The organism is Aeromonas sp. R2-3 (assembly GCF_040908375.1).
Lineage (GTDB): Bacteria > Pseudomonadota > Gammaproteobacteria > Enterobacterales > Aeromonadaceae > Aeromonas > Aeromonas veronii.
The window spans coordinates 250,266-271,274 of the sequence record NZ_JBFODP010000027.1 but is presented as its reverse complement, the minus strand read 5'-3'; the positions used below and the strand labels follow the sequence as shown (position 1 = coordinate 271,274).

Genomic DNA, 21,009 nt, shown 5'->3' with positions numbered 1-21,009 from the left:
CTATCGTGAGAGTTCATCGTGAGCCGCCCCCCTTGAGCGCCGGATTGATCCGCGCCGGCAGCCAGAGCGCCAGCAGGTAGATAACGAGTGGCAACAGCAGTTGCAGCAGGCCGTAGAGCCCCGCCAGCCGCCGGTTGAGGCCGCTGCCGATGGCCACCGCTTCGGTGGTGATGGTGACCACTCTGCCTGCGCCAAACAGCAGGGTCGGCAGATACTGGGCCAAACTCACCGCTGCCCCGACGCCGAAGGCAAACAGCAGCGGGCGCGCCAGCAGTGGCGCTTTCACCTGCCACCAGGCTCGCCACGGCGTGGCCCCCAGCAGCAGAGCGCTCTGAGTGATCCGCGGATCGAACTGGCGATAGGGGCCGTGCAGACACAAATAGACATAGGGGAAGACAAACAGCAGCTGGCACCAGAGCACCCAGCCCCAGCCAATGCCGCTGCTTATCGCGTCATGTGCAAGCCAGTCCAGCCCGAGCCGGATACCAAACAGCAGGCTCGCTTGCGGCAGCAACAACGGCAGGCAGATAAGCCAGAGAGGCCAGGGGCGGCGGCCGGCTTGTGCCTCCAGACTGCACACCGCCATTCCCAGTGCCAGCAAGCCGCTCACCAGCGCCAGCAGTGTGCTGGTTGTCAGCAGCGGCAGCAGGGTTGGCAGCAGATCCAGCCAGTAGTGGCTGCTCCACTGGCTGGGCCAGAGGGCGGGAAAGGGCCAGCGGCGCGCCAGTGACCAGAGCAGCAGCACCGCCAGCACCGCCAGATTGAGGGTGATCAGGGTGAAGGCAAAGCCCGCTGCGAGCCGGTTGGCAAAGAAGTGGGGCGCCGCCCGTTTGCCATCGAGCCAGCAGCCTTTGCCCATCTCTTTATGAAGCCACTCCAGTAATCTGAGCAGAGCGATGAGCAACGCCGTGATGGCGAGCAAAAGCAGGGCGCCGCTGGCGGTGGCACCACGCCAGAGTAGATCCGGGTCCTGATACCAGAGCCACAACCGCACCGCCAGCGGGGCGGGGACATCGGGCCCGAGCAACTGGGCGAGATCCACCACCGCCACTCCATAGGCTGCCACCGCATAGATGGGCAGGCGCAGGGCGGGCCAGAGCGCCGGCAGCAGCAGGCGCCACCAGACCTGGGGGGCGCTGAAACCGAGGCTCGCCCCCAGCCACTGCTGGCGTGCCAGCAGGATGGGTTGCTGCGCGGCCATCGCCATCAGCAGCAAAAAGGGGGTCTCCTTGAAAACGAGCAGTGCAATCAGCCCGAGCCCCAGAGGGTCACGAATGGTCTGCCAGTCGGGGGGGAGATCAAAACCCGTCAGAGCTGGCGAGACGAGCCGCAGCAGCCAGCCGGAGGGGGCGAGCAGAAAGGCAAAACCGATGGCAAAGGCGACGTGGGGCATGGCCAGCATCGGCGAGAGCAGACGACGGAGCAGCCCGAAAGCCCGGCTGTCGCTGTGGGCCAGCAGCAGGGCGGTCAACAGCAGGCTGCCGAGGGTTGAGGCGGCGCCAATCCACAGGCTCAGCGCAGCGGAGTGCCAAAGACTGGGTTGGGCCAGCAGCAAGGCAAGATGAGAGGCGGTCATCCCCTCCGCCAGCAGTTGCCACAGTCCCGCCAGCAATGGGATGACGAAGAGCGCCAGATAAATGACCGCCATCCCCATACTCATACTGGGGTGGCGTGTCAACCGGCGCCACGGTCGGGAGCAGGAAAGCGGGTGACCAGCGGCACTCATCAGTGACCGTAACGCTCGGCCCAGGCCGCTTCCAGTTTGAGCTGCCAGCTGGGGTGAGGCTCGGCTACCGCTTTGAAGCGCAGTGCCGGTTGCCCTTTGGCGGAGTCAGGCAGGGCATCGGCCCGCAGCACGCTGGGATCACCCCAGAAGGCCGGATTGGCCTTGCGCGCCTGCGCCGCCGGGCTCAGCAGGAAGTTGGCCACCACCTTGGCACCCGCACGGGCACTGGCGTTGAAGGGGATGGCGAGAAAATGGCTGTTGGTGAGCGCCCCTTTCTCCATGGCTACCGCTTCCACGCTGGGGGGCAGGGCGCCAATCTGGGCGGCGCTCTGCGCCTCCTGCGGATTGAAGCTGATAGCCATGGCCAGTTCGCCATCATCAAGCAGCTGGCGGGTTTCGGCGGCGCTGGTGGGGAACAGTTTGCCCTTGCGCCAGAGTGCCGGATGCAGCTCATCGAGCCAGGCCCAGAGCGGGGCGGTGATCCTGATTAACTCGGCATCGGTCGCCTCCCGATAGAGGGGGGCGGGGTTTGGCGTCAGCTCCAGCAGGATCTGCTTGAGAAAACTGGAGCCATGGAACTGGGGCGGCTTGGGATAGGTGAAGCGGCCGGGATGGGCCTTGGCCCACGCCAGCAGGGCTGCTGCCGAGGTGGGCGCTCTGGCGACCTCTTCGGTATCGACCATCAGATTGAGCTGGCCGATGCCCCAGGGGGCTTCCAGCCCTTCCACCGGCAGGGTGAAGTCTTCACTCACCGGCAGGCTGCTGTCTACCAGCGCCATGTTGGGCAGCTCGGTGGTAAAGGGAGCGCCGAGCAGTCCCTGCTCCTTGAGCGCCTTGAAGTTCTCGCCGTTGACCCAGAGCAGATCGATGGGGCCGCCAGCTTGTTTGCCCGCCTGCTTGTTGGCCAGCAACTGGCTGACGCTCTGGGCGATGTCATCAACCTTCACCTGCACCAGCTTGACCTGATAGTCGCGCACCAGCTCCTGCCCGGCCCACACCAGATAGCCGTTGATCTCCGGGTTGCCGCCCCAGGCGTTGAAGTAGACGGTCTGCCCCTTCGCCTCCTCAAGGGTCTGTTGCCAGTTGTCATCAGGGCTGGCTAACAGCGGGCCGCTGGCCAGCAGTGGCAGGGCGCACAGCAGGGCGTTTAGCCGCTGTTTGAGCTGTGAGTTGAGTTGTGAGAATGGCTTGAGCATAAACGTTTCTCTGGTTGTCAGGCGCCACGGCGCCAGCGGTGATAACGGGCCAGCAACGCCAGCACCCGGGTGGGCTGGTGGGCCCGTTTCCATTCACCCGCCACATATTTGTTCCCCTCCATCAGGGTGGGATAGGCGTGAATGGTGCCGAGGATCTTGCCAAGGCCGAGGCGGTGACGCATGGCGAGCACGAACTCGGCAATCCGCTCACCGGCGTGAGTGCCCACTATGGTGGCGCCAAGGATAGTATCCTTGCCCGGCACGGTCAGCACCTCGACAAAACCGTGGCGCTCCCCATCGGCAATGGCTCTGTCCAGCTCGGCCAGCTCGAAGCGGGTCGCCTCGAAGGGAATCCCCTGCGCCTCGGCCTCCTTGCGATTGAGGCCGACCCGGGCAATCTCCGGCGTGGTGTAGGTGGCCGCCGGAATGACCCGATAGTCGGCCCGAAAGCGCTTGAACTGGCCAAACAGGGCATTTACTGCCGCATACCAGGCCTGATGAGCTGCGAAGTGGGTGAACTGGTAAGGGCCCGCTACGTCTCCCACCGCCAGTATGCTGGGGAAGTTGGTGGCGAGGAAGCCATCGACTGCTATGGTGCCGCGGGGGGCCAGCTCGACCCCCAACGCTTCGAGCCCGAAGCCGCTGACGTTGGCGACCCGACCCAGAGCCAGCAGCAGTTGATCCCCTTCCACCACCTGTGTCTCATCGTCCCGGCGCAGTTGCAGCCGGATGGGGAGATCCCCATCGGCTGCGGGCAGATAGTCTGCTCGTTCGGCGCGCCAGCCGGTGAGCACCCGCACGCCGTCACGGGCCAGCTGTTCCGCCAGCAGCTCGGCCACTTCCCGCTCCTCGCGGGGCAGCAGTTGATCCGAGAGTTCGACCAAGGTAACGGGAATTCCGATCAGGGCAAAACTCTGGGCCAGCTCGCAGCCGATGGGGCCACCGCCCAGCACCAGCAGGCGGCGCGGCGGGGTGCGCAGCTGCCAGAGGCTATCCGAGGTGAGGTAAGGCACCTGATCCAGCCCCGGCAGCTTGGGCACCAGCGGCCGAGCGCCGGTGGCGATGACGATATGGCGGCTGGCAAGGCGCTGGCCGTTCACTTCTACCTCCCAGGGTGAGACCAACCGCGCCTCTCCTTCGATGCACTCTACCCCAAGCCCCTGATAGCGCTCGATGGAGTCGTGGGGCTCGACCTCCTTGATAACCTCAGCCACCCGCGCCATCACCGCCGCAAAATCGGCGCGGGAGTGGCTTGGGCTAAAGCCCAGCTCGTCGGCTTTACGCTGCTCTGCGGCAAAGCGGGCGCTTCGGATCAATGCCTTGGAGGGGACACAGCCGCTGTTGAGGCAATCGCCCCCCATCTTGTGCTTCTCGATGAGCGCCACCTTGGCCTTCACCGCTGCCGCGATATAGCTGGTAACCAGCCCACCGGCGCCCGCACCGATCACCAGCAGGTTGTAGTCATAGCGAGCGGGTTTGCGATAGGGGGCGAGCAGGCGCCGCTGGGCGAGCTTGGCGGTCAATTTCTTGACCAGCCAGGGCATCAGCCCCAGCAGGGTCAGCGCCACCATCAGGCCGGGGGAGAGGATATTGCCGGTGCTGGTTAACTGGCCAAGCTCGCTGCCCGCCAGTACATAGACGAAGGTGCCGGGCAGCATGCCAAGCTGGCTGACCCAGTAGTAGGTGCTGACTCTGATGGGGGTGAGCCCCATCAGCAGATTGACCAGAAAGAAGGGGAAGATGGGGATGAGGCGCAGGCTCAGCAGATAGAAGGCCCCCTCCTTCGCCATGCCGGACTGAAAGGTGGCCAGCTTGTCGCCAAAGCGGGCGGTGACCCAGTCGCGCAGCAGAAAACGGGCGCTGAGAAAGGCTAGGGTTGCGCCTAGGGTGCTGGCGAAGGAAACCAGCAGCAGCCCCCATGCAACGCCGAACACCGCGCTGCCACCCAGGGTGAGCAGGCTGGCGCCGGGCAGGGAGAGGGCGGTGCTCAGCACATAGATAAGCACGAACAGCAGGCTGGCCGAGACAAAGTGGCTGTCAACCCATTGCGCCACTGCCGCCTGCTGGGTCTGCAAGGCGTCCAGAGTGAGGTAACGGCCAAGATCGAGGGCAAAAAAGGCGCCGATAAGGCTCCCCATCACCAGTGCAAGCAGCACGCGGGTCCGGTTCATCAGGCGTCCTTGCTGTCTGGCTGGGCGGGGCGTTCCGGTTGCACCGGCAGCTGGCAGAAGCCCTGCGGCGCGATATCGAGGGCGGCGTTGAACTTGGCCGACATGTTCTGAAAGGCGATAAGACCGGTCAGTTCCACCATGGCGTCGTCATCGAACCAGGGTTTGAGGCGGGCCGCCTGCTCATCGCTCACCCCATCCAGTCCGGTCATCGCTTCGGTGTAGTCGAGCACCGCTTTTTCCCGCTCGTCAAACAAGGGGCTTTCGCGCCAGTTGGCCAGCGCCTCCACCTTCTCGCTGGAGCCGGCTCTCTTTACCAGGGTCATGGCGTTGATGTCGACGCAAAAACGACACCAGTTGAGCTGGGAGACCCGCACCGTCACCAGCGAGCGCAGCACGGGATCGATGGGGGATCGCTTGCGGTTGATGACGCCGTAGAGGGTGGCGACGGCGGCAAAGAGGCGCGGCGAGCGGCCCCAGCACTTGCCCGGAATAAGCACCTGACCATAGTTGCGCTTTTGCAGCCAGAAAAAAGGGCGGATGAACCAGGCATATTCCCGGTCGGGTTTGACCTCAACGCGCATCAGTTACCTTCTTGTTGTTTCACACTTACGGTTTCAAATTGGGTTTGTAGGCTTGGCCCAACCGCTCGTTCAGGCGGGTCAGGAAATCCTCGATCCGCGCCCGGTTGGTGCCCAGATCGCTTTGCCCCTGACGGGAGGCTGATCGCATATCGATGCGGGTCTCTTTGGGGCCAGCAAAGACCCGCAGCGCCACATCATCCTGAAAGCCGAACCAGCCGGTGGTGACCACTGCATCCAGACCGTCGGGGCTGGGCCGTACCTGCCAGCCCAGCTCCTGCATCAGCTCCTCAGCCTCAATAACCACCTCTTCGGGGGCGGTATGGGTAAAGAGAGGACCGGGATTTCTTTCAAATGCTTTCAGCGGCGCGCTATTTATTGGCAGATCCTGCGCCGTTCTGAGCTCTGCCGCCCAGCGCAGTTGGGGGGGATTGTAGGGATCTGTGCTCACATCGTTGATCAGCGGCATGCGCAGCGCCTGTGCCACAAAGGTCAGCGGTAGCAGCAGTGGCAAGGCGCCAAGGCCGCTGGCATAGCGGTTACGGCTCCAGGGCAGGCGTACCAGCAAGATCAGGGAGACAAGGGCTCCGATGAGACAGATCGCAAAACCGATCCACCAGGGCCAGAGATGAAAGCGGCTGCCGAGGGCGCCAGCGAGCGGGAGTAACCAGGCCAGCAGGGGCCACAAGCAAGAGCGGGGCATAGCACGGGATCCATCGTCGAATGTGGACAATGCCGAGAAGGATAAACTTAATTGCCTGATAACGTTAGTAAATTGATGAGAGTTTGGCGTGGTTTTGGTCAGTTTTGCGAGGGGAATGCAGAGGGAGGTGAAGCCCGCCTGACGGGAGCTTCACCGAGAAGATGGTCAGTTGTGATGACTTAGTTGCGATAGAGCACTTTGATCAGGTGAAAGCCGAACTTGGTGCGCACCGGCCCCAGCACCTTGAGCAGTTCACCCTTGAAGACGGCATCGTCGAAGGGCTTGACCATATCCCCTTTATTGAACTCCCCCAGATCGCCGCTGCGTTTTGAGGAGGTGCAGGTGGAGAAGCGCTTGGCCATCTGGCCGAAGTCGGCTCCCTTCTCGATTTTCTCCTTGATCTCCAGACACTGTTTTTCGGTCTTGACCAGAATGTGCTGGGCACAGGCTTTTTTCATCGGGGCGCTCCTGGGAGTGATGGCGAAGGTTGTTAACGCCAAGGGTGGTAGCAAATCGGGGCGCAAGAGTACCCCAATTTGCCACCGGCGTCAGCCATCACAGCCCGTCACTTATCGGCGCACGCCAGCCCTGTTACTGGCGAGCACGGGTGGCCAGCACGGCGCGGGGGCGCGCTTGCCAGATGATCTCCAGCCCGAGCAGGGCGTAGAGGCTCCAGATGGCCAGCGGATTGAGCCACTCTCCCCCCAGTTGCAGGGTCATCAGAGCGCAACCTGCCAGCAGCAAGGTGATCCCCGGCAGCCGCCAGTGGGCGGGCAGGGGGGCCAGCAGCGCCATCGCCAGCAAAATGCCGAGGCCAAACGGCAGGTTTAGGGCGGTAAAGGCCAGCGCCTGCTGGCCACTCATGCCGGTCAGCAGGGCCAGCAGGGCGCTGCAACAGGCGAGGAAGGTGATGAACTCGAGACGATCGGCAATATAGTCAGCCATCTGTTCGCTACGTGCATGCATGATGTGTCTCCTTCAGTTGATGGTTCAAGTGTGAGGGAGGGACGTTCGCAAAGGCAGCGGGATAATTCGATTGCGCTGAACGAGCAATTCTTAATCACCCGCTACGGCGGGCTTTGGCGTGTGCCGGGCTGGTTAAACGGTGAGGGTGGGGCTATGCCGACAAACTCTGTCGTGGTGGGTTTCTGGTTGCAAAGAGAGGAGGAGAGGTGACAAATGGTGCCTGATGGTGGGGTGAGCCTTATTGAGGGCAGGTCAATTCGCTTCCATCGGGAAAGCGGGCGGCGTCATTGTCACCAAAATGTGTGATTTGTGGTCAACCTCTTAAAAGATATGGCGAATTTGCCAATGGTGCTGCGCTGTCGCTGGCCGATGCCTATGTTAGGATAAGGTTCGCCATTTTTCTGGCGCGCATTTTTGTGTCACGGCCATGCACGGCATGGCGTGCTGCGCCGCATTCGGGGTTGGCCCGAAAGGGCGCTGGTTTCCTTCACCACAGATTCAGGAATATTGACCTTTGACAGGATGCATTTCATCCCTGCTGGCAGGGCGTTCACTGTCTGGCTCTGCGTTTCGCCGCGGCCTGCGGGTACTGGGGGTGGGCCTGTTGCTGTCGCTGCTGGCTTCGCCCGCGTTTGCCGCCAAGCTCACCTATCAGGTCAAGGGGTTGAAAGGGGAGAACAAGGATAACGTTGAAGCCTACCTCAATGCCCTGCCGGTCTATCAGGAGCGGCAATACCGCCCGGCCCGTGCCAAAATCACCGAGAGCGTGCAAAAGGCGCTGCAGGTTTATGGCTACTACCAGCCGAAAATCACCCTGAGTCGCGACAAGAAGACTCCGTCCAAAGTGGTGATTGAGGTGGACAAGGGGGAGCCGGTCATCGTCTCCCGCCTCGATATTCTGCTGGAGGGGGATGCGGGCAGCGACGAGCTCTACAGCGCCTTGCTGGACAAGTTGCCCCTCAAAGAGGGCGAGCCCCTCAACCACGCCAAATATGAATCCATCAAGGCGGATCTGGGCAGCCTCGGGCTGGCCCGCGGTTACTTTGATGCCAAGCTGAGCAAGAGTCAGGTCAAGGTGTTCCCGGACAAGGGGACGGCAGAGATCTTTATTCTGTTCGAATCGGGCCATCGCTACCGTTTTGGCGAGATCCGCTACGATGCCACCCCCGAAGCGCTTCACCTTATTCGCCCGCTTATCAACATCAAGAGCGGCGACCCCTATCTCGCCATCCGTCTGGCCGAGATGTCGCAGGATGTCTCCTCCACCAAGCTGTTCCGTCAGGTCGATATCAAGCCGGTACTGAGCGAGGCGAGCAACTATCGGGTGCCCATCGCGGTGACGCTGGATAACCGGGTCGATCACGAAATCGAGACCGGTATCGGTTATGCCACAGACGTGGGGCCGCGGATGAGTGCCACCTGGGAGAAGCCCTGGGTCAACCGCTATGGCCACCGTCTGTTTGCCACCGCCAAGGTGTCGGCGCCGGAGGCAGAGCTCAGCTTCGACTATCAGATCCCGGTGGGCAACCCGCTGCGGGACTACTACTCCATCCAGACCGGTTACCAGTACAAGGACAACAACGATACCCGCTCCGATCTCACTACCATCGGTGTGCACCGCTGGACGCGGCGGCCGGAGAGCTGGGATCGGGACGTCTTTATCCGGCTGGAGAACGAGATCTATACCCAGGGCGCCGACGAGGGGAACAGCTTGCTGCTGATCCCCGGGGTCTCCTGGTCCCGACTGCGGGTGCGCGGTACTCTGGTGCCCGACTGGGGTGATCGCCAGCAGCTGACGCTGGAGTTTTCCGACCCCAGATGGGGCTCCGACATCAGCTTTATGCGGGTGTGGGGGCGCAGCAAGTGGCTGCGAACTCTTGGTGATAACCACAGATTCCTGATGCGGGCAGAGCAGGGGGCCATCATAGGTGACAGCTTCTCGTTGGTGCCGCCGTCTTTGCGCTTCTTTACCGGTGGCGATCAGACGGTGCGCGGCTTTGGTTACGAGAGCATCTCCCCCACCGGGCCGGATGGCAAGCTGACTGGTGGCCGCTACACCAGCGTGGCCAGTCTGGAATACAACTACCGCTTCAGCGAGAAGTGGCTGGGGGCCATGTTTGTGGATGGCGGCACCTCCACCACCGATTACAGCGAGCCTTGGAAAATAGGTACCGGCGTCGGTGTGCGCTGGGTCACCCCCATCGGTCAGGTCAGGCTGGATCTGGCGGTCGGGGTATCGGAGGAGGACAAGCCCTTGCGGCTGCATTTCGCATTGGGGCCTGAATTATGATGTTGTCTAAACGCTTTTTTCTTTGGCCGCTGCGTCTGTATCTTGCGCGGGGGTCTGCATTGTGATCTGGCTAAAACGCATTTTTCTCTGGCTGATGGGGCTGGTGTTCCTGCTGCTCATTGGCGTCAGCCTGCTGGGCTTTACCCATCAGGGCAACAAGTGGTTGTGGCAACAGGCCAAGGGAGCGCTGCCTTCTCTCAAGGGGGAGCTGGTGGCCGGTCAGCTTGGCTACGGCTGGACCCTGGAAGGGGCCGGCTGGCAGGATGAGCTGGTGGATGTCACTGTGGATCGCGCCGTGCTCGACTGGGATCTCGGCAAGTTGCTGCAGGGCAAACTCTGGATCAAATCGCTTGAAGTGACTCATCCGGTGGTGAAGGTGGCTGACTCGGAGCCTGCACCGGAAGAGCCTTCAGAACCCTTTGTCTGGCGCCCGCTGCCACTCAAAATTCAGGTCGACAGCCTCAAGGTCGCGGATCTCGATCTGGCGGTGCCCGGTGTGGCTGTGACGCTGGGGTCCCTCGATATCGGCGCCACCCTCAATCGCAAGGGGCTGATTGTGCGCGGCCCGGTGCTCGATAACCTGAAGGTGACGCTGGATGATGCGGCACCCGCCAGCGCAGCCAAATCTGCCAAGCAGCCGGCCGCTAACGAGAAGCAAGCCGGTGCTGCGGTGGCGCGCAACGACAAGGCCAGCGCCAAGACCGTCAAACAGGGCAAAGGGACGCCAGCTGCGAACACGGCAAAGGCTGCCCCCATTCTCCTGCCCGCCATTCATCTTCCTTTCCCCATCCAGCTGGAAGGGGTCAGCGCGACCCGGGTGCAATATAAGCAGGGCGAGCTGATTGAAGGGCTCGACAGGCTGCTGCTGTCGGCCACTGCTGCCGACGATCGCATCGAGGTGCGCGAGTTCTCGCTACGCCACGCCATGGCCGATCTGGCGCTCAAGGGCCATATCCAGCTCAGTGACGACTACCCGCTGGCGGTGACGCTGGATGCCAAGGCCCGCAAGGGACTGCTGGATGGCGAGTTGCAAGGGGAGCAGGCCACGCTGGCGCTGAGCGGTTCGGTTGGCAAGCTGGGGTTGGCGTTGTCGGCCAAGGGGCCGGTCGCCACCAATCTCAAGGGCTCGCTGGCAGCGCTTGACCCCGATATGCCCTTCGATCTGGCCCTCGACTGGAAGAGCCTCGGTTGGCCTCTTCACAAGCCTGCCAAAGATGAGCCGAGCTATCTGCTGGACAAGGGGAGCCTGACCGCCAAGGGCAAGCTCTCCGGCTATCAGTTTGCCCTCAATACCTCCGGCAAGGGGACCGATGTGCCCCCCTTCAAGCTTGCGCTGGACGGCAAGGGGGATCTGGAGCGGCTCAGCAAGATCGCCTTGCAGCTCAATGCCCTCAAGGGGGAGTTGAAGCTCGATGGCAAGCTCGCCTGGAACAAGGGGATCGAGTGGCAGGGAACCACCCTGTTCAAGGGGGTCAATCCGGCCGAGCTGCTGCCTGAGCTGAAAGGGACGCTGGCCGGTGAGCTGGAGAGCCGTTTCGTGATGAACGAAGCGGGCCACTGGGAGCTGAAACTGCCCAAGCTCAAGGTGGATGGCAAACTCAACCAGTACCCGCTGGCCCTCAAGGGGGAGCTTAGCGGCAACGACAAGATGGAGTGGCAGATCCCGGCGCTCTCGTTGCAAAGTGGCCCCAACCAGTTGCAGGCCAAGGGCAGTATCAGCAGCGCCCAGTGGAGGCTTGATGCCAACCTGCAGGCTCCCCAGCTGGGGGGCATCTATCCCGGCCTGAAAGGGGATATCAAGGGACAGGTGAAGGTCAGTGGCAATCAGCAGACGCCAAAAATCGATGCGGATCTGGCCTCCGAGCGGCTCTACTATGCCGGCACCGACCTGAAGGGTATTAGCCTCAAGGGCAATGCGGTGATCGGCGCCAAACCGGCCGGTGAGCTCGCGTTGTTGGTGGCGCAGTTGAAACAGGGCGAAACCAAGCTCAGCCAGCTTGCCCTGAACCTCAGCGGCGATATCAGTCAGCATCTGTTGACCCTGACCATGAAGGGTGACCCTGTTGCGGCCAACCTCAAACTGGGTGGCGGCGTGCGCGGGGATCACTGGCGCGGGGCGCTCTCCGAGTTGCAGTTGAAAACCCCGCTGCGCCGTTGGGACTTGAGCTCCCCCTGGGCGCTGGATCTCGATCTGCCGCGTCAGCGGCTGGCGATGGGGGATCTCTGCCTCGGCTCCCAGGGGGCCAGCCTCTGCGTCAAGGGGAGTCAGGTCTCCGCTGCACAGGGCACTCTGGAGTTTGCTTTGAGTGAGTTTGATCTCAAGCGGCTGCGCCCCTGGTTGCCGGACAACTTCCGCTGGCAGGCGATGCTCTCGGCCGATGGCCGCGCCAGCTGGCGTGGCAATCAGCCGACCCTGCATGCGGTGGTACGCACCACGCCGGGCACTTTTGTGGCAGATGGCCTCAAGACCGACTATCAGCAGCTGGCACTGGCCCTGGATTTCGAGCGGCAGCAGGCGGCCATTCGCCTCGATTTTGCCTCCAAGCAGATCGGCAATATCGATACCGACCTGCTGATCAAGGAGCCCGCTGGTCGCGGTCTGCTCGGCGGTCAACTCAAGTTTGACGATCTCAAGCTCAATACCTTCGCACCGCTCATTCCGGAGGTGCGCTCCCTGCAAGGGATCATCTCCGCTGACGCCCGTTTCGACGGCACCCTGGCGGCGCCCCTGCTGTTTGGCCAGCTCAACCTGCGTGACGGTGAAGTGCAGACCCACTCTGACATGGTGACCCTGACCAAGCTGGTGACCCGCCTCAAGATCGAAGGCAACCGCGCCGAGCTCGATGGCTCCATGCTGGTGGGCAAGGGGCCGCTGGCGTTGGGCGGCTGGCTCAGCTGGGCCAAGATGCCGGTCAGCGGCAGTCTCACCATTCAGGGCAAGGAGCTGGAAGCGCAATATCCGGGCATGGGTCGGGTCAGAGTCTCGCCCGATATCGCGGTGTCGCTGGGGGAGGAGACCCGGATTACCGGTCAGGTGGATATTCCCTGGGCGCGCATTCTGGTCAAGAGCCTGCCGGATTCGGCGGTGGCGGTCTCCGACGATGTGACTGTGGTCTATGACGATCTGCCCCCGGCTCCCAAGCAGGCAAGTCTGCCGCTGGCGATGAAGGTGGCGATCCGCCTTGGCAACGATGTGAAACTTGATGCCATGGGACTGAAGACCGATGTCTCCGGCGGTCTCAATATCCGTCAGGATCCCGAGAAACCGCTGGCAGGCAACGGCCAGCTGGTGCTGACCAACGGCCGCTTCAAGGCTTACGGTCAGAACCTTATCATCAAGGAGGGGCGTATCCTCTTCTCCGGTCCGCTGGATCGGCCGTTCCTCAACATCGAGGCCAACCGGGATCCCGATACCATCGAGGGTCAGGTGACGGTCGGGGTGCGGGTGACTGGCCCTGCCAGCAAGCCGGAGATCACTGTCTACTCCGAGCCGCAGATGGCGCAGTCGGAACAGCTCTCCTATCTGCTGCGTGGCAAAGGGTTGCAGACCGGCGGTGAGGATGGCGGTTTCAACGGTCTGCTGGTGGCCGGTGCGGTGAGTCAGGCCAACGGTGTGGTGTCGAGTATCGGCGAGTCGCTGGGGATGAGCGATGTCTCCCTCGATACCGCGGGCAGTGGTGACAACACCCAGGTGACTCTGTCTGCATATCTGCTGCCGGGCTTGCAGTTCCAGTACGGGGTCGGGGTCTTCAGCCCCATCGCCGAGTTCAAGCTGCGCTACGAGGTATTGCCACGGCTCTATCTGCAGGCGATGAGCGGGGTGGCTCAGGCGGTCGATATCTTCTATCGCTTTACTCTGTAACGCTTCATCCCGTAACAGGGCTGATATGAACGTAAACGGGAGGCGCAGGCCTCCCGTTTTTTATTGCGCGATCGGCTGCAGGCAAACGGTGATAAAGGTTGGCAGTGTAGAGGGATAGCGGATTAAGAGGCCCAGAAATGCGAAAACCCGGCGCTAGGCCGGGCTTTCTGAATGATGGTGGAGGGAGAAGGATTCGAACCTTCGAAGGCAGAGCCGTCAGATTTACAGTCTGATCCCTTTGGCCGCTCGGGAACCCCTCCACGGGGTATTGCTTTCAAATTGTCGCACTTGAAATGGTGGAGGGAGAAGGATTCGAACCTTCGAAGGCAGAGCCGTCAGATTTACAGTCTGATCCCTTTGGCCGCTCGGGAACCCCTCCACAAGTGCGAGGCGCATACTAACAGATCTTCCGGTTTTGTGAACCCCCAAGCAGGATTTTTCCATTAAAAGAATTGGATTTGTGGCCGATAACCAGTGAAATCGCCATTTTCGAGAGTTATCTCATGCTGCCCAGTTCAATCCGTAATCACCTGCTCGTTGATGAGGGCCAGTTGGGGCAGCGCCTCAACCGTGACCTGCAGCATGGAGATCGCGCTGATTTCCGGTTGCATCTGGCCCTGCTGACCGATGCGGTGGAGGAACAGCCTTGGTTTGATGCCAAACCGGCGGCCACTCCCCAGAGCCGTGACTGGCGTCTGCACTTTGAGCTGAGACCGGCCGAGGTGCTGGTGGCTGAAGGGGCGGGGAGTGACTGCAGTGCCATCAATGAGCGGCTGCAGCAGGGGGGAAGCATGGTGGATGTGCGGCTCTGGCTGGCGCTGCAAACACCGCCGCTGGCGGTCAAACAGCCGCTGCTGGATGAGGCTGTCTACGACAACCTGTCGCCGCTGGCGCGGGAGCGGTTGCAAGGAAAGCTGGCCGATATGCCACGCCAAGAGGATCCGCTGGTATTGCTGCCGATCCTCGATCGTTTGCAACAGGGGGTGGATACCCGGTTGCACTGGCTCAGTTGATGGCGCCTGTTCACTGGTGTAACGCGATGCTTGTTGGCAAATCACAGGCAACAAAAAGGCGGGTAACCCCGCCTTTATGCTCTTTAGAATTTTTAGCCTTGCGGCATGCTATCAAGCGTCAGCTTCATCCGGTTGCGGCTGCTCTTTGAGAGCGGCATTGGCACGACGGGCAATCGGCTTTTCGGTGTGACGGTTGAGTTGGCGCTCCAGTTTTTGCCCCAGTTCGTTGATGGCGGCGTAGAGATCCTCATGCTCTGCCTGGGCAAACAGTTTGCCGTTGGGGATGCCAGCACTGGCTTCGACAGTGAACATCAGACGCTCTTTGGAAACAATCACATGAGGTGTGATGAGAGGCACCTGAAGACGTTCGAGCTTTTCAAAACGGGATTCGATGCGCTCGCGGATAGCCGGGGTGATGTCGATGATTTTGCTGGTAATTTCGATTTTCATATTGGCCCCCTTCGGGTCGTCTTGCTTGTGTCTTCACCTTCAGATTACTCATTGGTAAAGATTGAAATGTGATCCATGTCACATAACCTTCCCTTGGCTATTCAGCAACTTATAAATTGTGATCTTTTCCGGTTTCGTGCCAAAAACAGCTTGAGCTCCATGAAACTGGCAGGCAGTATGACGGGAATAGGATCGTTTCTGTCCCTTCTTGGCAGCACTTCGTGTCGACCTCATGTCCGGTTTCCACTGCTTGATATCGCATGTTTGTACTCTTCCCTCGCAACCTCTGATCTGATGAGCGGATGCAGGGGGGGTTGCTATGCCTGATTGGACATCAAACGTGGTTGGTTGTTGTGTTGGAGTGGTAAATGAAGCAGCAGGCCACGCAAGTCATGTGGTTTTTCGATCGGCAACATGATCAGTGGAGTCTCTCTGATCAGGGGGCCTACCAGCAGTGGCAAGGGGAGGGCAATCATCCCTGGGCCGCTCGCCTGTTACCGGAAGATGAGGCAGGCTTTGCCGACTTTCTTGTCCGGCTTCATGAATCACATCTGCCTGAACAGTTCATCGGTCATCTGAAAGATGATCAGGGGCAGCTCAACCATGTGCTCTGGAGCGGCCAGTTTGTGCCCACCCAGCAGATCTGCTGTGGCTGGCTGGCCCCTCTTGATACCGCCAACAGTGCGGTCTCCTCCCTCAATCTCTCTTTGCCGTTGCTGCAAACCACCCTGCTCACCCAGTTGGCGCAGGCGCTTTCTGCCCGCACCGGGCTCGATTTCTTCAATACCCTGGTCAACCAGCTGGCCCATATCCTCAAGGTGGATGCGGTCTGGGTGGGTGAGTTGTGCGGTGCCGACCGGGTCAAAGTGCTGGCCGCCGACGGGCTGGCGCAGAAGGATTATCCGCTGGCGGGATCCCCCTGTCAGGAGCTCTACAAGCAAGGGGCCATCTGTTTCGAGGTGATCGACGAGTCGCAGGAGTATCAACCCTGGCTGGCGGCCGGGCAGACTTATTATGGTCAGCCGCTGTTTGATGCCAGAGGCCAACTTCTGGGCCATCTGGCGCTGCTCTATTCGGCTCCGGCAGATACCAGCAACCTCACCTCGGTGCTCAATACCTTTTCGGTACGGATGGTGGCCGAGCTGGAGCGTCTGCAATCCGATGCCCAGATGCGCCTCTCTGCCGTTGCATTCGAGACCCACGAAGGGATCATCATTACGGATCCGGGGTTCAAGATCTTGCGGGTCAACAACGCCTTCAGCCAGATCACCGGCTTCGACAGCCAGTCGGTGCTGGGCCTGCATCTGGAAGAGGATCTCTGGCCCAATCTGGGTGGGCTCGGCTACGAGCTCAATACCCTCAGCCGCTGGCAGGGGGAGACCCAGCGTCGCCATGTCGATGGTCACACCTATCCCCAGTGGGAGATAGTGACGCCGGTGCAGGATGAGAAAGGGGTGATCAGCCACTTTGTCATCTGCTTCGAGGATATCTCCGAGCGCAAGGCGGCCGAGCGACGCATTCAGGATCTCGCCTATTACGACGAGCTGACCGGATTGCCCAATCGCCGTCAGCTCCACGAGACTCTGGTGCAGACCTTCAACGAGGCGACCCGCGATGGCTTGATTGGCGCGCTGCTCTTTATCGATCTCGATCACTTCAAGACCATCAACGACTCCCTCGGCCACGCCACCGGTGACTGGCTGCTCAAGGAGGTCGCCGCCCGTCTCAAACGGTTGGTGCGACAGGGGGATTGTCTGGCCCGCCTCGGTGGTGACGAGTTTGTTCTGTTGCTGCCATCGCTCTCGGCCAGCCCGCCCCAGGCGGAGATGCAGGCCGATATCATTGCCGAGCGGCTCATCACCGAGATTGCCGCTCCTTATACCTATGTGGGGCAGGTGCTGCACATCGGTGCCAGCGTCGGCATTACCCTGTTTCCGGATCGGGAGCAGGGGGTCGATGATCTGCTCAAGCAGGCGGATACCGCCATGTATCAGGCCAAGTCCGCTGGCCGCAAGACCCGTCGCTTCTTCGATGCCTCGATGCAGCAGCAGGCGGATCGCCGTCTGCTCATTCACAACGAATTGCGCAACGCCCTCAGCCAGCAAGAGCTGACCCTCTACTATCAGCCCCAGCATATGGTCGATGGCGGCGATATCATTGGTGTCGAGGCGCTCATTCGCTGGCAGCCGGCCGGTCGCTCGCTGGTCTCACCGGCCGAGTTTATTCCCATCGCCGAGGAGACGGACCTGATTGTCGATATCGGCAACTGGGTGCTGCACGAGGCATGCGCCCAGTATGTGCTGTGGGAGGAGAACGGCATCCACATTCCGCAGATCTCGGTCAACGTCAGTGCCAAGCAGTTCCATGCCACCGACTTTGTCGAGCGGATCCACGATGTGTTGGCGCAAACCGGCATGGATCCGGCCTGCCTCAATCTGGAGATCACCGAGTCCGTGGTGCTGGGCCATGCCGAGGACACCATCAGCAAGATGACCGAGCTCAAGGAGCTCGGCATCAGCTTTGCCATCGACGATTTTGGCGCCGGTTACTCCTCCCTGAGCTACCTCAAGCGGCTGCCTGCCGATGAGCTCAAGATCGACCGCTCATTCATTCAGGACATCCCGAAAGATGGCGACAACATGGCCATCGTCGAGGCGGTGATCGCCATGGCGCGACATATGGGGTTCAACGTCACGGCGGAAGGGGTGGAATCCCGTCAGCAACTGGAGTTTCTCAAGGCGCAGGGGTGCAGTTTCTATCAGGGCTATCTCGCCTCCAAGCCGCTGCCGGTGCCCTATCTGGAGAAATATGTACAGCGGCTGACCAGACCGGAGCAACTGCGCGAAATGCAGCTGAACGAGGCAGAAAAATAGTCCCTGCTCCCCGCTGTAGCGCTGCCCGGCAACGGGTAGAATGAGAGGCAGTAGACCCACCGCCACCGGGCGGTGTATTGCCCTCAATGGAGATGTTCAGTGAAAGCTGTATGGGGAATTGTTTTGTCGGCGCTGTTTGTGCCGACCCTGATGGCGCAGACTGCCGACCAGACGCTCTACCGTCAGGCGTATGACGCCGTACGGGCCAATGATCAGGCCCGTTTCCAGCAAATTCGTGCCCGTTTGACCCATTACCCCCTGCTCCCTTACCTCGATTACTATCAGCTCGCCTTTCGTCCGGGGGCAGCCGATTACAACGATGTGACCCGCTTTATCCGCCAGCATGGGGATACCCCCCAGTCCAACCGGCTGGAGCGCAGCTATCTGACCTATCTGGCCCAGAGCCAGCAGTGGTCGCAGTTCCTGCGCTTCTATCCGGCCAAGCCGAGCTCCACCGATCTGCTCTGCATGCACTATCAGGCGCTCTATTACACCGGCAAGCCGAAAGAGGCGTTGCAGGGGGCGGGCAAGATCTGGATGAGCGGTCAATCCCGTCCCGATGCCTGCTCCCCGCTATTTCAGCTGTGGCAGGCATCCGGTCAGCGAACTCAGGAGAAGATCTGGCAGCGGATGACGCTGGCGTTCGAGGCGGAAAACCCCAATCTGATCCGCCACCTTGGCGCGACCCTGGGTAGCGGCTTGCAAAGCTATGGCGATCAGATGGTGACCCTGTTCGAGCAGCCCGCCAAGGCGATGAACCCGGCCTATTTCAGCAGCAACCCCTATTCCCGCAAGCTGCTCTCCCTCGGTTTGACCCGCTATGCCAATCAGGAGCCGGAGTCGGTGCTGCGCCAGCTTGCGCTGTTTCGCAGCCGTTTCGGCCTGACCCAGGCCGAGGTGAAACCGGTAGAGCGTGCCATTGCCCGCCGCCTGCTGCTGGATCGCTCCATAGCCCAGCGCAGCTGGGTCGACAGCACGGTGAAAAAGCTGGCGGATCCCGATATCACCGAGCTGCGGGCACGACTGGCCATCTGGGAGCAGGATTGGCGTGGCCTCTCCGGCTGGGTGAAGATGATGCCGATGGCCCGTCAGAAAGAGGATCGCTGGCGCTACTGGATGGCGCGCTCCCTTGAAGTGCAGGGGCAGCAAAAACCGGCGCGGGATCTCTATCTGGAGACCGCCAACCTGCGCGGTTTCTACGGCTTTATGGCCGCCCAGCGCACCGGGGTGCCTTATCGCATCAAGAACCAGAGCGTCAAGCATGTACCGGACTGGCGCACGGCCAGCCAGCGCTGGCCCTTCCTGTTGCGGGTACGCGAGCTGTTGTCGATGAACGAGATTGCGGCGGCCCGCTCGGAGTGGATCCACAACATGGATCGCAATCCGGTGGCCCAGCGCATCGAGTTTGGTCATATCGCCCTCAATCAGGGCTGGCACGAGCTGGCCATTCTCGCCAGCATTCGCGCCGAGGCGTGGGATGCCCTCGACCTGCGCTTCCCGCTGCCGCTCAAGCGCACCTTCTCCCAGATGGCGCAAGAGCGCACCATGAACACCAGTTTGCTCTACGCCATCTCCCGTCAGGAGAGTGCTCTCTATCCGCTGGCCCAGTCGCCGGTGGGGGCGCGCGGTCTGATGCAGCTGATGCCTGCTACTGCCAAAGAGACTGCAGGCAAGCTGGGGGTGCCCTATCGCAACGAGCAACAACTGTTTGATCCGACGATGAATATTCGTCTGGGAAGCGCCTATCTCAAGCGCTTGCTGGATGTCTATGACGGCAACCGGATCCTGGCGGCGGCCGCCTACAACGCCGGGCCGGGACGGGTAAAACGCTGGCGAGAGCAGAGTGACAACAAGCCGATGGACGTGTGGGTCGAGAGCATTCCCTACAAGGAGACCCGCAACTACGTACAAAACGTGTTGTCGTTCGATCTCATCTATCAGCACAAGCTGCAGCAGCCGCTGCGCTTCATGTCAGAGCGGGAGCTCAATCACGCCTATTGAGTCGGGGGCCGCCAGCCGGCCCCTGTTTTCAAATTTCCCTGCTGCCGGGTATCATCGGGTAAGGTTTTGTTACCAAAGGAAACGTGCCTGGTGACTTGGCTCCGGGAATTGCATCAGGCCGCAGGGTATACTCGGGCGTCGGCACCGACAGGTTCCCCCACAATAAAGGAATGGATAGTGGCAACGATTAAAGACGTTTCTCAGCTGGCAAATGTGTCTATCTCCACCGTGTCGCGGGTTATCAACAACACGGCACAGGTAGCACCGGAAAAGCGTGAGGCCGTACTGGCGGCCATGAAGGAACTGAATTTTCGACCCAACAGTTTTGCCCAGGCACTGGTCAGCAAGCGTTCCAACTGCATTGGCGTGCTGGTTGGCGACCTCTGCGGCGGCCCCTTCTTTGCCCAGATGATGCGTGGCATCGAAACCATGGTCGATCAGGCCAACAAGTTCACCATCGTCATGTCTGGCAACCACGATATCGCGCGCGAGCGTCACGCCATTCAGGCGCTGCTGCAGCGCCAGTGCGATGCGCTGATCCTCCACAGCAAGGCGCTTCCGGACGAGGAGCTGAGCGAGCTGGCGGCAGGCTCTACCCCCATCGTGTTCATCAACCGTCAGGTGCCGGGCGCTGAAGATCGCTGCGTCTGGCTCGATAACCAGGCGGGGATTACTACCGCGTGCCAGCACTTGCTGGATGCCGGTCATCGCAACATAGCCTTTATCACCTCCGATGATGAAGAGTTTGTCGATGGTCAACAGCGGATGGCCGGTTACACCCAGACCCTGGCGAGAGCCGGGATCGCCTTTGATCCTGCACTCGTCAGCCGCGCCTTTGCCGACGAAAATGGCGGCTATGTGGCGATGAGTGAACTGCTGGCCCGTGGTGTCGAGTTCACTGCCGTGCTCGGTTTCAACGACGGTATGGTGGCGGGGGCGATCTCTTGCCTGCTGGAGCGGGGTTACAAGATCCCGCAGCAGGTGTCGGTGGTGGGGTTCGACGATATCCCCTACGCCCGCTACATCTATCCCAAGCTCACCACGGTGCGCTACCCCATCGAGGAGATGGGTAGCCGTGCAGCCGAGCTGGCGCTGCGTCTGCTCGATCACAAGCCGGTGGACGGCCTGGCGCTCAAATTTGAAGCCCAGCTGGTGGAGCGGGAGTCAGTCGCCTGATGTG

14 protein-coding genes and 2 tRNA genes are annotated in these 21,009 nt (G+C 61.2%); 6 read left to right on the top strand and 10 right to left on the bottom strand.

Annotation, left to right across the window (positions count from 1 at the left end):
• Positions 1–13: 13 nt before the first annotated feature.
• The 7 genes from AB5Z02_RS13815 to AB5Z02_RS13785 all read right to left on the bottom strand — a co-directional run bounded on the left by AB5Z02_RS13815 (position 14) and on the right by AB5Z02_RS13785 (position 7,340).
• Positions 14–1,648, bottom strand: coding sequence for an ABC transporter permease (locus tag AB5Z02_RS13815; RefSeq protein WP_368216187.1), 1,635 nt, complete (start codon positions 1,646–1,648; stop codon positions 14–16).
• A gap of 77 nt (positions 1,649–1,725) precedes the next feature.
• Positions 1,726–2,922 carry an ABC transporter substrate-binding protein gene (locus AB5Z02_RS13810; RefSeq protein WP_368216186.1) on the bottom strand — a complete coding sequence of 399 codons (1,197 nt, stop codon included), beginning with the start codon at positions 2,920–2,922 and terminating at the stop codon, positions 1,726–1,728.
• A gap of 17 nt (positions 2,923–2,939) precedes the next feature.
• Positions 2,940–5,093 (bottom strand): FAD-dependent oxidoreductase, encoded by a 2,154-nt coding sequence (locus AB5Z02_RS13805; RefSeq protein WP_368216184.1) that lies wholly within the window; start codon positions 5,091–5,093, stop codon positions 2,940–2,942.
• Positions 5,093–5,674 carry a carboxymuconolactone decarboxylase family protein gene (locus AB5Z02_RS13800; protein ID WP_021231092.1) on the bottom strand — a complete coding sequence of 194 codons (582 nt, stop codon included), beginning with the start codon at positions 5,672–5,674 and terminating at the stop codon, positions 5,093–5,095. Before AB5Z02_RS13800 ends, AB5Z02_RS13805 begins: the two co-directional genes overlap by 1 nt.
• 25 nt (positions 5,675–5,699) lie before the next feature.
• Complete coding sequence (locus AB5Z02_RS13795) at positions 5,700–6,374, bottom strand: DUF1499 domain-containing protein (protein ID WP_201986471.1); 675 nt, start codon at positions 6,372–6,374, stop codon at positions 5,700–5,702.
• Between the two features lie 179 nt (positions 6,375–6,553).
• Positions 6,554–6,832 carry a peptidylprolyl isomerase gene (locus AB5Z02_RS13790; RefSeq protein ID WP_368216183.1) on the bottom strand — a complete coding sequence of 93 codons (279 nt, stop codon included), beginning with the start codon at positions 6,830–6,832 and terminating at the stop codon, positions 6,554–6,556.
• A 133-nt stretch (positions 6,833–6,965) separates the two neighbouring features.
• Positions 6,966–7,340, bottom strand: a complete 375-nt coding sequence (locus AB5Z02_RS13785) for a hypothetical protein (protein WP_069555247.1) — start codon at positions 7,338–7,340, stop codon at positions 6,966–6,968.
• 514 nt (positions 7,341–7,854) lie between these two features.
• Between AB5Z02_RS13785 and AB5Z02_RS13780 the strand changes: the two genes are divergently transcribed.
• On the top strand, positions 7,855–9,630 hold the full coding sequence (locus AB5Z02_RS13780) for an autotransporter assembly complex family protein (protein ID WP_100646312.1): 1,776 nt from the start codon (positions 7,855–7,857) through the stop codon (positions 9,628–9,630).
• A gap of 61 nt (positions 9,631–9,691) precedes the next feature.
• Positions 9,692–13,492 carry a translocation/assembly module TamB domain-containing protein gene (locus AB5Z02_RS13775; RefSeq protein ID WP_368216181.1) on the top strand — a complete coding sequence of 1,267 codons (3,801 nt, stop codon included), beginning with the start codon at positions 9,692–9,694 and terminating at the stop codon, positions 13,490–13,492.
• Positions 13,493–13,667: 175 nt separating this feature from the next.
• Here the strand turns inward: AB5Z02_RS13775 and AB5Z02_RS13770 are convergent.
• Both AB5Z02_RS13770 and AB5Z02_RS13765 read right to left on the bottom strand, forming a co-directional pair.
• Positions 13,668–13,752: transfer RNA gene (locus AB5Z02_RS13770), tRNA-Tyr, on the bottom strand.
• Between the two features lie 34 nt (positions 13,753–13,786).
• Positions 13,787–13,871, bottom strand: a tRNA-Tyr gene (locus tag AB5Z02_RS13765).
• Positions 13,872–13,995: 124 nt separating this feature from the next.
• On the opposite strand from AB5Z02_RS13765, the gene AB5Z02_RS13760 reads away from it, so the two are divergent.
• Positions 13,996–14,505: a VC2046/SO_2500 family protein gene (locus AB5Z02_RS13760; protein ID WP_042080361.1), complete on the top strand. Its 510-nt coding sequence runs from the start codon at positions 13,996–13,998 to the stop codon at positions 14,503–14,505.
• 111 nt (positions 14,506–14,616) lie between these two features.
• Here the strand turns inward: AB5Z02_RS13760 and raiA are convergent, their stop codons facing one another.
• The gene (raiA, locus tag AB5Z02_RS13755) at positions 14,617–14,955 is read right to left on the bottom strand and encodes a ribosome-associated translation inhibitor RaiA (protein WP_005334257.1); all 339 of its coding nucleotides are present in this window, start codon (positions 14,953–14,955) and stop codon (positions 14,617–14,619) included.
• A 368-nt stretch (positions 14,956–15,323) separates the two neighbouring features.
• Between raiA and AB5Z02_RS13750 the strand changes: the two genes are divergently transcribed.
• From AB5Z02_RS13750 to AB5Z02_RS13740, 3 genes are all read left to right on the top strand, one after another.
• Complete coding sequence (locus tag AB5Z02_RS13750; RefSeq protein ID WP_368216179.1) at positions 15,324–17,828, top strand: putative bifunctional diguanylate cyclase/phosphodiesterase; 2,505 nt, start codon at positions 15,324–15,326, stop codon at positions 17,826–17,828.
• Positions 17,829–17,927: 99 nt separating this feature from the next.
• Positions 17,928–19,829 (top strand): transglycosylase SLT domain-containing protein, encoded by a 1,902-nt coding sequence (locus AB5Z02_RS13745; protein WP_040066126.1) that lies wholly within the window; start codon positions 17,928–17,930, stop codon positions 19,827–19,829.
• Positions 19,830–20,006: 177 nt separating this feature from the next.
• Positions 20,007–21,005: a LacI family DNA-binding transcriptional regulator gene (locus AB5Z02_RS13740; RefSeq protein ID WP_040099661.1), complete on the top strand. Its 999-nt coding sequence runs from the start codon at positions 20,007–20,009 to the stop codon at positions 21,003–21,005.
• The last annotated feature ends 4 nt before the right edge of the window (positions 21,006–21,009 follow it).